Origin of the sequence: Caballeronia sp. LjRoot29, from assembly GCF_964252755.1 — a bacterium.
Classification (GTDB): domain Bacteria; phylum Pseudomonadota; class Gammaproteobacteria; order Burkholderiales; family Burkholderiaceae; genus Caballeronia.
Genome location: NZ_CAXUPU020000011.1, coordinates 54353 through 67241, shown reverse-complemented (window position 1 = coordinate 67241; position 12889 = coordinate 54353). Strand labels below are relative to the sequence as shown.

Sequence of the window (12889 nt, the reverse complement as noted above, 5' to 3'; positions counted from 1 at the left end):
TCGCGCGATCCTGTGGCTAGTTTTAAAACACCTGATCCTGCATCGGTTCGTCCGCATAGAAGCGCCGGATTCTTTCGAAAACACCGCTCATCTTTGCGTCGAAGGTATCGCGCGTGGCGGCCGCGATATGCGGTGTCAGCACGACGTTCTCGAAGCGTGCAAGCGGATGGTTCGCTGTCACCGGCTCCTGCTCGAACACGTCGAAACCTGCTGCGCCGAGATGGCCGCTGTCGAGCGCGGACACGAGCGCCGCCTGATCGACAACCGGGCCGCGCGCCGTGTTCACGAGCACCGCGCCCGCCTTCATTCGCGCGAAGGCGCGCGCATCGATCATGGTTCGGGTGTCCTGTGTCAGCGGTACATGCAGACTCACGATATCGGCTTGCGCAAGGAGTTCGTGGAGTGTCACGCGCCGCACTCCGAGTTCCGCTTCGCTCGTGCCCGGGAGCGCGAGCGGGTCCACGTACAACCCGCTCGTGCCCCACTCGCGAAGACGCAGCGCCGTCGCACGGCCGATGCGTCCCATGCCGATGTAACCGATCTTCCTGCCCGCCAGCGTCTGCGACTTCAGGCGCAGCGCATTGACATGGAAACGCCCAGCCCTCAGTTCCGAGTCCGCGAAGGCGAGATGACGGCAGGCCGCGAGCATGAGCATGACCGCGTGCTCGGCCACGGTCGTCGCGGTGCCGTCGGGTGTGATTGCCAGCGCCACGCCGCGTTCGCGCAGCGCGGGGGCATCGACGGTATCGTGATAACCCACGCCCTGATGCACGACCAGCCGCAACTGCGTCGCCGCGGCGATCATCGCGGCATCCAGACGCCGTGTCGCCACCACAATTACTTCGCACTCTGGCAGATGGCGATAAACCTCCTCCGGCGTATCGCCAGCCAGCGTCACCAGTTCGAAGTCCGCCGGCAGATAACCGCGGACCGTGTTGTACAGATCCTCCGTGCCGCGTGCAAGATACAGCACGCGCACCCGCGTTTTCGCGTTCACGATGCCGCTCCCCGTCCAGCGCACTCGGCTTGCCATGCCTCGAACTCGGCGCGAGTCGCGGCATCGGGCGGATAGAGTCCGAAGGTACAACGCCCGCCGCGGACCTGCGTCTCGACCCAGTCCTCGAATTCGGTCATGCTCGCGGCTTCTTCAGCGATCTCGTTGGCAATCTCCGCCGGGATGACGACCACACCCTCCGCGTCGCCGACGATAATGTCGCTCGGATACACCGCGACGTCGCCGCACGCGATCGGCACGTTAAGGTCCACCGCGTGATGATGGATCAGGTTGGTCGGTGCGGAAGGCCGCATGGCGTAGACCGGAAAATCAAGCTTCTGCAGGTCGGGAAAATCACGAAAACCGCCGTCGCTCACCACACCAGCCGCGCCGCGGACCATCATGCGCGTAATCAGGATGCCGCCCGCCGATGCAGCCCGCGGGTCCTTGCGCGAATCGATGACCATCACGTGGCCGGCCGGAATCTCTTCCACCCCGCGGCGTTGCGGATGAGTGCGATCGGCGAACACGCCGATATGGTCGAGGTCTTCCCGCGCCGGGATATAGCGCATGGTGTAGGCTTCGCCGACCATGCGGGACGCGGCCGGATTGAACGGCAATATGCCCTGCACGCAGACATTGCGAAGACCGCGTTTGAAGAGCGCCGTGGTAAGCGTCGCCGTGCTGACCTTGAGCAGGCTGGCGCGATTCAACGCGGTTAGAGGAGTAGAAGTAGTCACGTTAACGTCCTGTCGAGAGGAAATTCGGAGAAGCGATCGAGCTCAGAACTTATGGCGGATCGCAAAGCGGATCGCGATTTGCTGATCCGATGACGACGCCGTGAGGCCATTGAGCGATGCTCGCGCGGCGCGGCCGGTCGAGTCGGTGCCCGACGCGTGCTGCATCACGCCAATGACGTAGAAGTCGGTTCGTTTGCTGAGTAAGTAATCAGCTGCAAGCGAGCCCTGCTGGTAACGCGCGTTGTTGGCACCGCTGCCGTCTGTGTAGTTGTAGGCAGCCGCCACGAGCAGCGCGGGCGTCAGCTGGTACTGAAGACTCACTTCGCCGCTGTTGAACGTCTGCGTACCCGACGCGCCCGTGACATTGAGCGCAGACACCACGCCGCTCAGACTCTTGAACTTCGTGTTCGAATAAATCCCGCCGATGGTCGCCGCGCCTATCGTATAAGTCGCGCCTGCCGCAACGATCTGCTCGCTCTGTGCCGACGCATAACCGCTGATGACCGGCGATGTTCCGAAGTTGTTGCTCGCGGCGGTTGCGCCAACGGCAGTGCCGAAGAACGATGCATTCGGATTGCGGGCATTGAGATAACCAAGACCGATGGTCAGCGGCCCTCTCCCATAACCCACGCCCAACGAATAGATGTGGTTTTGTCCCATGCCGCCCGGCACGCCGCCGAAGCTGTAGAGGCCTTCTGCAGAGAAGCCTGCATAGCTCGCGCTCCGGTACTTGACCGAGTTGTTGACGCGGTTTGCGTTGTTGAGGTTGTCGAGGTCGGCGGGATGCGCGCCGATGCTGCCCGAGAACATGGCACTCGGCATTAGCGGATGGATGTAGTCCACCACGGGGTCGTACTGGCGCCCGAGCGTCACCACGCCGTAGGGCGTGGACACGCCCATATAGGCTTGCCGCCCGAACTCCAGATTGCCCTGCCCCAGCTTGCCGTTGTTGACGTCGAAACCGTTTTCCAGCTGGAAGATGGCTTTCATGCCGCCGCCGAGATCCTCGCTGCCCTTCAAACCCCAGCGGCTGCCGCTCAGGATGCCGCTGGAAAGGTTGTACAGGTTGTGGCCGTGCCCGGCGCTTGTCTGCACATTGCTCGTGTAGTTGATGCCTTCGTCGATGATGCCGTACAGCGTCACGCTGCCCTGGGCATGAGCAACACTTGCAGCACTACTGGCAGCAGCCAGCACGAGCGATGTGCGCATGGCACGAGTGCGAGCGCCGTTGGGAGCGGAAAGGCGGGTGGGGATAAAGCGTTGCGGGTTCACTACTGAGTCTCCTGGTTGTTATCGTCGACGCATGGGTGCGTCATGGGTGCATCGTGGTTTAAACGGCCGGCAGGGAGTTCAGGCAGCCTTGAGAATCCGATCGGCGATCATCGAGCCAATCGGAATGGCGGAAGTTGCAGCCGGCGATGGTGCGTTGCAGACGTGCACCATGCGCGGGGTATCGGCGAAGAGAAAGTCATGCACGAGCGTGCCGTCGCGCATCACCGCCTGGGCGCGAATACCGGCCTCACAGGGCAGCAGGTCCTCGAGCGTCAAGGACGGGCAATACTTCCTGCATTGTTCGAGATACCCGCGTTTGAAGAGCGAGTTGCGCATCTCGGTCGTGCCCGAGCGCAGGTTGCGCCAGATCGTTTTCCAGAAGCCCGGGAAGCGTGTGAACTCGGCAATGTCGCGCAAATTAGCCGACAGCTTCGGGTAACTCTCGCGTCCAAAACCAAGCACGGCGTTCGGGCCGACCGTCACGCTGCCGTCGATCATGCGGGTCAGGTGCACGCCGAGAAACGGCAGGTCCGGGTCGGGAATCGGATAGATCAGATGGCTGACCACCTTGTTCTTTGAGGCCGGCAGCCGGAAGTATTCGCCGCGAAACGGCACTATCTGATGATCGATGGAGACACCCGCCATTCGCGCCAGCCGGTCCGACTGAAGGCCGCCGCAGACGACCAGTTTCTTCGCTTGCCACTCGCCGTCCTCTGCGCCGATCTTCACGAGATCGCCGGTCTCCTTGATCGATGTCACCTTGGTCGACAAGCGGATCACTCCGCCCCACCGCTGAATGACGCGTGCCATGGCCTCGCACACGGCGCGGTAATCGACGATGCCGGTGGTATCGACGAAAAGGCCACCCACGCCTGCGATGTTCGGCTCGCGTCGCTGCAGCTCGGCTGCATCGAGACGCTCGACTCGCAGCCCGTTTTGCTGCGAGCGCGCGAAAAGCGCCTCCATGCGCTGCACTTCGAGCGGATTGGACGCCACCAGCAGCTTCCCGCACACCTCGAAGTTGATACCGTGTTCTACGCAGAAGTCCTTGGTTGCTTGTGCGCCGCGCTTGCAAAGTTCGGCCTTGAGACTTCCGGGCTGGTAATAGATGCCGGCATGAATCACGCCGCTGTTGTGCCCCGTCTGATGTTTGGCGAGTGCCGCTTCTTTTTCCAGCAGGAGCAGCGAGGCGGCGGGTTCGCGTTGCAGCAGTTCCATGGCAGTCGCCAACCCAACAATGCCGCCACCGATGATGCAGAAGTCGTAAGTCATGTTTTCGTGTAGGTCGCCGATCGATAAAACCGTCTTTTACTTATCAGGTTGTCAGACTAACTTTTGCCAAAAAAAACGATGCTGCGATTTCGGACCAACCTCTGAAGGCGGATCCGGAATCGCAGCATCCGGTTCAATCTGTCGGGGGCAACTCGATTCCCAGCCGCTTGGCCGCGGCTCGCAAATGCTTTTCTGCCGCTGCGGCTGCGGCGCGATGGTCACGACGCGAAATCGCGTCGTACAGCTCGCCGTGTTCTTGCTGCGCGTCGGTCGAGCCGCCCGCGTGATACGCCGAGTTTTCCCACGCTTTCCGACGTGTCGCTGCAAGCTGGCCGCGCAGGAAATCGTGGAATGCAACGAAGTAATCGTTCTTCGTTGCAGCAGCGATCGCACGATGAAACGCCACGTCGGCAGCAGCAGCCGAGTCGAAATCGTTGCGCTTTTTCTGCATCTCACGGATCGCGTCGCTCATGCGCTTGAGATCGCCTGTCGAGCGGCGCTGAGCCGCACTCGTAGCCGCCTGCGTCTCGATCCACAACCGCATCTCGAACAGTTGTGCAAGGTCGGGCTTGCGTCCGGCCTCGCTCGGCAAACGAAACACCGTGCCTGCCGGTGTCTGCGAGATATACGAACCCGCACCGCGCCGCGCCACCAGCACACCGTCTGACTTCAACTGCGCCACTGCCTCGCGGATCACCGAGCGGCTCACGTTGAGACGCTCCGCCAGTTGATGCTCCGTCGGCAAGCGTGCCTCTGCGGCCAGACGTCCCGATTCGATCTCCGCGCGAATGGCGTCGACGACACGTTTGACCAGCGAATCGGGGCGTTCCAGCTCGAGCATGGGCTCATCTCTTTATCAGGTTGTCGGACAATACGGATAATGGCGCACACTGTCAAGTTCTTATTCATTCGACTTGGCAATAAAAAACCCGCAGAGCCAATAGCTTTGCGGGTTTTCGGATACTACTCTGCGTGTCTTCAGACTGCTTCGGACCATACCAACGAGACGGTTTGGTGGGTGATGACGGGCTCGAACCGCCGACCTACGCCTTGTAAGGGCGCCGCTCTACCAACTGAGCTAATCACCCGTTTCGCGATCTTATGCAATCTGCTTGGATGATCTTTTGGAGCGATCCTCACACTCGCTCGTTACGCAACTGAGTATGTGACCTGCTCCGCCAGACCCGAACTGTTCAAACCGGTCCGTATCCAGCGAGTCCGCTAGTTTAGCGCATCTTTTAGCGCTTTGCCAGGGCGAAATTTCGGAACCTTCGCGGCTGCAATCTTGATTTCATCGCCCGTACGGGGATTACGGCCAATGCGTGCGGTCCGCTTGCCCACAGCGAATGTGCCGAAGCCGACGAGCGTCACCGAGCCGCCCTTCTTCAGTGTCGTCTTGACCCCGCCAATCACGGCTTCGAGTGCGCGGCCGGCCGCCGCTTTAGAGATATCAGCTTGCTGCGCAATATGGTCGATCAGGTCCGTCTTGTTCATTGTGATCCCCCGAATAATGGTTTGTGGTTGGGCGACGCTGCAAAGAGTTGATTCACGACAGGCTGCTAGAGCACGGGCCCTGAAGCCCCAAGTGCGGCGGTCATTAGAAGTAGCCGAAAGACTGGTGTCAACCGGGATTGAGCCTGATTAGGCCGCCTTTGCCTGACCGTTGACGCGCAAACACGCTGGGGAGCGTGCGTTCGATACAGCGGCAAAAAGCACCAATCAAAGCCCAAATAAAAAAACCCGCGTGGTCAGTTCGCACTGACCACGCGGGTTTTGCTTTGCACGACTTCGGCTCGACTCCGGCGCAACCCTTCCGGGCCGCGCCTCGACGGGCGCCGGGCGTTGCTTAATGCTTCACGAACTCACCAGCGGCTGGCGTGTCCTTCTTATCCGCGACAGCGGGCGTCGCCGGCTTGGCTTCTTCTTCCGGCAAAGCTGCAGGAACACGTTCGAGCGCAAGCTCGAGCACCTTGTCGATCCAGCGAACCGGAACGATTTCGATCGAGTTCTTCACGTTGTCAGGAATCTCAGCCAGATCCTTCGTGTTCTCTTCCGGGATCAGGACGAGCTTGATGCCGCCGCGATGTGCCGCCAGCAACTTCTCCTTCAATCCGCCGATAGGCAACACTTCGCCGCGCAACGTGATTTCGCCAGTCATTGCAACGTCTGCACGAACCGGAATACCGGTCAGCACGGATACCAGCGCCGTCGTCATGGCGATACCGGCAGACGGACCGTCCTTCGGCGTCGCGCCTTCGGGCACGTGGATGTGGATGTCCTTCTTCTCGAACGCCTCATCCGACACACCCAGACGACGCGAACGCGAACGCACCACTGAACGCGCTGCCTCGACCGACTCCTTCATCACGTCGCCGAGCGAACCCGTGCGGATGATGTTGCCCTTACCCGGCATCACAGCAGCTTCGATGGTCAGCAAGTCGCCGCCCACTTCCGTCCACGCGAGACCCGTCACCTGACCGACCTGGTTCTCCTTCGCGGCCAGACCAAAGTCGGTCTTGCGCACGCCAAGGAACGTGTCGATATTGCTGCCGTCGATCCGAACCGCGCCTTCCGCCTTTTTCAGCAGAAGCATCTTCACGACCTTGCGGCAGATCTTCGACATTTCACGCTCAAGCGAACGAACGCCGGCTTCACGCGTGTAATAACGAATGATGTCGCGGATCGCTTCTTCGGTCAGATCCATTTCGCCAGCCTTGAGGCCGTTGTTGCGGATCTGCTTGGGCAACAAATACTTCTGCGCGATGTTGACCTTCTCGTCCTCGGTGTAACCCGAGAGGCGAATCACTTCCATCCGGTCGAGCAACGGCGGCGGAATGTTCAGCGAGTTCGACGTCGCCACGAACATCACGTCCGACAAGTCGAAGTCCACTTCAATGTAGTGATCGGCGAAGGTATGGTTCTGTTCCGGATCGAGCACTTCAAGCAAGGCAGACGCCGGGTCGCCGCGGAAATCCATGCCCATCTTGTCGACTTCGTCGAGCAGGAAAAGCGGATTGCGCACGCCGATCTTCGACAGGCTCTGCAAGATCTTGCCGGGCATCGACCCAATATACGTGCGACGGTGACCGCGAATCTCGGACTCGTCATGCACGCCGCCAAGCGCCATGCGTACGAACTTGCGGTTCGTTGCGCGTGCGATCGACTGGCCCAGCGAGGTCTTGCCGACGCCCGGAGGCCCGACGAGGCACAGGATAGGCGCCTTGACCTTTTCAACCCGTTGTTGGACCGCAAGATACTCGAGAATCCGTTCCTTGACCTTCTCGAGGCCAAAGTGATCTTCGTCGAGCACGCGTTCCGCATTCGAGAGGTCATTGTTGACCTTGCTCTTCTTGCGCCACGGCAAGCCGATCAGCGTGTCAATGTAATTGCGCACAACAGTGGCTTCAGCCGACATAGGCGACATCAGCTTGAGCTTCTTCAACTCCGCGTCGGCCTTCTTCTTGGCTTCCTTGGGCATGCGTGCGTTCGTGATGCGCTTCTCGAGTTCTTCGAGATCCGCACCTTCCTCGCCTTCGCCCAGTTCCTTCTGGATCGCCTTGACCTGTTCGTTCAGGTAATACTCGCGCTGGCTCTTTTCCATCTGACGCTTCACGCGTCCACGGATACGCTTTTCGACCTGAAGAATGTCAATTTCGGCTTCGAGTTGCGCAAGCAGATGCTCAAGGCGTTCCACAACCGGGAACATTTCGAGAATGTGCTGCTTCTGGTCGAGCTTCAACGGCAAATGCGCCGCGATGGTGTCGGCCAGACGACCCGCTTCGTCGATACCCGACAGCGACGTCAGGATCTCAGGAGGGATCTTCTTGTTGAGTTTCACGTACTGATCGAACTGCGACACAATCGCGCGGCGCAGCGCTTCGGTTTCAGCGCTGTCGGCGTGGTCGGGTTCGAGCGGCATCACGTCGCAGGAAAACTGAGTTTCCTGTTCTTCGATCGTGAGCGTCTTGGCACGTTGCAAGCCTTCGACCAGCACCTTCACGGTACCGTCCGGCAGCTTCAGCATTTGCAGGATGTTTGCGATACATCCCACTTCGTACATGTCTTTTTCGGTCGGCTCGTCTTTCGCAGCGGTCTTCTGGGCGACAAGCATGATGTGCTTGCCACCTTCCATCGCGGCTTCGAGTGCCTTGATCGATTTGGGTCGTCCGACAAAAAGCGGAATTACCATGTGCGGGAAAACGACTACGTCACGCAGCGGAAGCAGCGGGAGAGTAATACGTTCCTGCGGGAGGAGTTGGGTTCCTGACATTTTCATTTCCCCAGTAGTGGAATCAGTTCAGTCGTAAATAAGGCCGTCAAAATGGATTGCAAGCCTTAAGCGTGTGGGAAAAGATCAATGAATCGAAAAAATTCGCCTCAGTAACGTGTCAGTAACGTCCACAAGATATCCGAAAAATAAACAAAAAACCGTTCACGTTGCCATGAACGGCTTTTCGCCGACACACAGCCCAACTCAGTTAGAACCTGCTACCTTCGGCGTGTCTTCGTAGATCAAGAGCGGCTTGCCGTCGCCATCAATTGTATTGTCATCTACGATAACCTTGCTCACACCCTTCATTGCCGGCAGTTCGTACATCACATCCAGCAGCGCTTGTTCCAAGATGGACCGCAGACCGCGCGCACCCGTCTTGCGACGGATTGCTTTCAACGCAATGGCCTTCAAGGCGCCCGGACGAATCTCCAGGTCCACACGTTCCATGTTGAACAGCTTGTGATACTGCTTCACCAGCGCATTCTTCGGCTCGGTCAGGATCTTGATCAGCGCGTCTTCATCGAGCTTGCCGAGCGTCGCCACCACGGGCAGACGGCCGATCAGCTCAGGAATCAGACCAAACTTGATCAAGTCCTCCGGTTCCACTTCACGCAGCACTTCACCCGCGTCACGATCCTTCTTGCTCTTCACGCTCGCGCCAAAACCGATGCCGGTCTTTTCCGTACGATCGATGATGACCTTTTCAAGGCCGTCGAACGCGCCGCCGCAGATGAAGAGAATATTGGTGGTGTCGACCTGGATGAAGTCCTGGTTCGGGTGCTTGCGGCCACCCTGTGGCGGAACCGAAGCCATGGTGCCTTCGACCAGCTTCAACAGCGCTTGCTGAACACCCTCGCCCGACACGTCGCGCGTGATGGACGGGTTATCCGACTTACGGCTGATCTTGTCGATTTCATCGATGTAAACGATGCCGCGCTGAGCCTTGTCGACTTCGTAATTACAATTCTGCAGCAGCTTCTGAATAATGTTTTCAACGTCTTCGCCTACATAACCGGCTTCCGTGAGCGTGGTTGCGTCTGCAATCACGAACGGGACGTTCAACATGCGCGCAAGCGTCTGCGCGAGCAAGGTCTTGCCCGAACCCGTGGGTCCGATCAGCAGGATGTTGCTCTTCGACAACTCAATGTCGTCTTTCTTCTCGAGATGCTTAAGACGTTTGTAGTGGTTGTACACGGCCACTGCAAGAATCCGCTTCGCGCGCTCCTGACCGATCACGTACTGGTTCAGGATCTCGCTGATCTCTTGCGGGCTCGGCAGATCCGACTTCGTCAGGCCAGCCTCTTCCGCCGCGCCGGCAGCTTCGTCGCGGATAATTTCATTGCACAAGTCGATGCATTCATCGCAGATGAACACAGAAGGACCTGCAATCAACTTCTTGACCTCGTGCTGGCTCTTGCCGCAGAACGAGCAATACAACAGCTTTTCGCTGTTAGAACCTTTTTTGTCCGCCATGGATGTGCGAGCCTCCGGACACTCGATTACATAATACGCCGCTCAATTCACCTACGCAGAAATGGCCTCTGCGTAAGCTGAAAGCGCGTGTGGCGTGTGCTTTGACGCCGTTTTCCGCGTTGGCTCCAGCCTTGACGCGCGGCTTCGGTTGCCGCGCCCGCCGTTGGCGGTCTGGCCCGAAATCGCAACGTCCGTATGGACAAAAACGGAACAGCCGGCCCGTCAGTTTCCAACCCGTCCCCAACGACCGGCTCGACGCCGGTTAAAGGCGCCTATGGACGCCGCTCAGGGACGCTTGTGAAGAACCTGATCGACGATACCGTACGCCTGCGCGTCATCGCCGGACATGAAATTGTCGCGGTCGGTGTCGCGTGCAAGACGTTCCACCGGCTGACCCGTATGGTGCGAGAGCAACTGGTTCAGACGTTCCTTCAGGTACAGAATTTCGCGTGCCTGAATTTCGATATCCGATGCCTGACCACGCGCGCCGCCGAGCGGCTGATGAATCATCACGCGCGAGTTGGGCAGCGCAACCCGCTTGCCCTTGGCGCCCGCTGCCAGCAGGAAAGCGCCCATGCTCGCGGCCAGTCCCATGCACAACGTAGCAACGTCCGGCTTCACGAACTGCATGGTGTCGTAAATGGCCATGCCAGCCGACACCGAGCCACCCGGGCTGTTGATGTACAGGCTGATGTCCTTGTCGGGGTTTTCGCTTTCGAGGAACAGCAACTGCGCGACCACAAGGTTGGCCGACTGGTCGTTCACTTCGCCGACCAGGAACACCAGTCGCTCTTTCAGCAGGCGCGAATAGATGTCATAGGCACGTTCGCCGCGGCCGCTCGTTTCCACCACCATGGGCACCAGACCGAGCGCCTTGGTTTCGAAATCATGCGGCGCGTTCGACGCGAGCGTGTCCAGTAATTGAGCGCGAAAGGTCATGCAATTTCCTTGTTCGGAATAGGGATACTGAACGACAAAGGAACATCCGAAAAACGGCACAACCGGGCAACAAGACCGGCAACCGAAATGCAAAAAAGGCGTGCCGGCCCGTCACCTCGACGGCCCTGCACGCCTTGTCGACGCTGCTTACGCTTGCGCCGTCGCGCTGGCCAATTCTTCGAAGCTTACTTCCTTGTCGCTCACTCGGGCCTTGCCGAGCACGAAGTCCACGACGTTGCTCTCCACAACATACGCTTCCATTTCGGCGAGGCGCTGCTGATTCGAATAATACCAGCGGACGACTTCCTTCGGGTCCTCGTAGCTTTTCGCGAATTCGTCGACTTCCGCGCGGATCTGTTCCGGCTTCGCCTGCAGGTCGTTGTTCTTGACCAGCTCAGCCAGAACCAGGCCCAGCTTGACGCGGCGTTCAGCTTGTTCCGCGAACATTTCTGCGGGGATGGGAGCGTCCGCTGCGTTCGGCACGCCGCGCTGTTGCAGATCCTGACGTGCCATTTCAACCAGACGTTGCTGATCCTGCTCGATCAGCGCCTTCGGCACGTCGAGTTCGGAAATCTTCAGCAGCGCGTCCATGACCTGGTTCTTCACGATCTGCTGCGTGCGGCGCTTGGCTTCACGTTCCAGATTGTCTTTAATCTCGCCGCGCATCTTCGTCGTGTCGCCGTCTTCCACACCCAGCGATTTCGCGAAGTCGGTATCGATTTCCGGCAGGTGCGCCCATTCGATCTTCTTCATCGTGATGGTGAACTGAGCCGTTTTGCCGGCCACGTCCTTGCCGTGGTAGTCGTCGGGAAACTTGAGGTCGAATTCCTTCGACTCGCCGACCTTCAGGCCGAGCGCCGCTGTTTCGAATTCCGGCAACATGCGGCCTTCACCCAGCACGAACGTGAAGTCTTCAGCGCTGCCGCCTTCGAACAGCACGCCGTCGAGCTTGCCGACGAAGTCCATGGTGACGCGGTCACCGTCTTTAGCTGCCGTATCCGCGCCGCCGTCACCGTGCTCGCCGCCTTCGCCGCGTGCGTGGTAATGCACGCGCTGCTTGCGCAGGATTTCCAGCGTGCGGTCGATTTCGGCTTCCGAGATGGTCGTGACCGTGCGTTCGATTTCAGCCGTCGCCACGTCGCCGATCTTCACTTCCGGATATACCTCGAAAGTTGCGTCGAATGCATATTCGGCCGCTTCGCCAGCGACTTCGCCGCCCTTGGGCGCAAAGCTCGGCTGGCCTGCCACGCGCAGGTTTTCGGTGCGCGTGACGTCGAAGAATTCCTTGCCTACCTTGTCGCTCAGCACTTCGGCTTCAACCTGACCCTGGTACTGCTGCGTCACCATCTTGAGCGGTACCTTGCCCGGGCGGAAACCCGGCATGCGCACGTTTTTCGCCAGCTGACGGATACGCGAATCCACTTCCTTTTGCACCGTATCTTTCGGCAGGGAAATCGTCACACGGCGTTCCAGCTTGCCGAGGTTTTCAACAACGTTAGCCATGGCTTCTATCGTCCTAGAGTAAATCGAGTATTCGGGTTCGTGTGTCTGGTCAGTTCTGGTTCGATCTCGCGCCACGATAGGCGCACGGCACACAGTGGTTCCTGAACAATGCAAGCAGCCTGACTGAGATCATTGGCAAACACCGCCAACGCTCAATACCGTAGATCCGCCAAGCCGTGTCTGGAAGCCGTACGCGCCGGTTTGAGTCAACCGAGCCAAACATTTTACCAAACTATTTGCAAGGGTCGCGGCGGATGAGGGTTTGCTCTGCCAAATACTGGCAAATTCACTGCCAAATTCAATCCATTTGGGCGCTTTTGGTGCGAATTTTACGGTCCACGGACACCGTGACGCTGCTCCGGTTGCATTCCGCCCGACTCGTTTCCGAACGCGCGTTCGGGCAATGGCAGCGCGGGTTGCATT

The 12889-nt window shown here is 59.2% G+C and carries 10 protein-coding genes and 1 tRNA gene; all 11 read right to left on the bottom strand.

Going from position 1 to position 12889, the window contains the following annotated elements; translation table 11 throughout:
* Positions 1 to 22: 22 nt before the first annotated feature.
* The 11 genes from ACSQ83_RS14750 to tig all read right to left on the bottom strand — a co-directional run bounded on the left by ACSQ83_RS14750 (position 23) and on the right by tig (position 12466).
* Positions 23 to 1033, bottom strand: coding sequence for a 2-hydroxyacid dehydrogenase (locus ACSQ83_RS14750; RefSeq protein WP_436228646.1), 1011 nt, complete (start codon positions 1031 to 1033; stop codon positions 23 to 25).
* A complete protein-coding gene (locus ACSQ83_RS14745) occupies positions 994 to 1734 on the bottom strand; it encodes a ribonuclease activity regulator RraA (protein ID WP_436228645.1) in 741 nt (246 codons plus the stop codon). Before ACSQ83_RS14745 ends, ACSQ83_RS14750 begins: the two co-directional genes overlap by 40 nt.
* Before the next feature lie 42 nt (positions 1735 to 1776).
* Positions 1777 to 2943, bottom strand: a complete 1167-nt coding sequence (locus ACSQ83_RS14740) for a porin (RefSeq protein ID WP_436228729.1) — start codon at positions 2941 to 2943, stop codon at positions 1777 to 1779.
* Positions 2944 to 3084: 141 nt separating this feature from the next.
* Positions 3085 to 4278 (bottom strand): L-2-hydroxyglutarate oxidase, encoded by a 1194-nt coding sequence (lhgO, locus tag ACSQ83_RS14735; protein WP_436228644.1) that lies wholly within the window; start codon positions 4276 to 4278, stop codon positions 3085 to 3087.
* Between the two features lie 133 nt (positions 4279 to 4411).
* On the bottom strand, positions 4412 to 5119 hold the full coding sequence (locus ACSQ83_RS14730) for a FadR/GntR family transcriptional regulator (protein WP_436228643.1): 708 nt from the start codon (positions 5117 to 5119) through the stop codon (positions 4412 to 4414).
* 171 nt (positions 5120 to 5290) lie between these two features.
* Positions 5291 to 5366: transfer RNA gene (locus tag ACSQ83_RS14725), tRNA-Val, on the bottom strand.
* A 133-nt stretch (positions 5367 to 5499) separates the two neighbouring features.
* Complete coding sequence (locus ACSQ83_RS14720) at positions 5500 to 5772, bottom strand: HU family DNA-binding protein (RefSeq protein WP_414948528.1); 273 nt, start codon at positions 5770 to 5772, stop codon at positions 5500 to 5502.
* A 352-nt stretch (positions 5773 to 6124) separates the two neighbouring features.
* Entirely contained in the window at positions 6125 to 8548 is a 2424-nt protein-coding gene (gene lon / locus ACSQ83_RS14715) for an endopeptidase La (RefSeq protein WP_414969193.1), read from the bottom strand.
* Positions 8549 to 8752: 204 nt separating this feature from the next.
* Positions 8753 to 10024 (bottom strand): ATP-dependent Clp protease ATP-binding subunit ClpX, encoded by a 1272-nt coding sequence (clpX, locus tag ACSQ83_RS14710; protein WP_089159577.1) that lies wholly within the window; start codon positions 10022 to 10024, stop codon positions 8753 to 8755.
* Between the two features lie 285 nt (positions 10025 to 10309).
* Positions 10310 to 10963, bottom strand: a complete 654-nt coding sequence (clpP, locus tag ACSQ83_RS14705; RefSeq protein WP_414948526.1) for an ATP-dependent Clp endopeptidase proteolytic subunit ClpP — start codon at positions 10961 to 10963, stop codon at positions 10310 to 10312.
* A gap of 147 nt (positions 10964 to 11110) precedes the next feature.
* Complete coding sequence (gene tig / locus ACSQ83_RS14700; protein WP_414969194.1) at positions 11111 to 12466, bottom strand: trigger factor; 1356 nt, start codon at positions 12464 to 12466, stop codon at positions 11111 to 11113.
* Between the last annotated feature and the right edge of the window lie 423 nt (positions 12467 to 12889).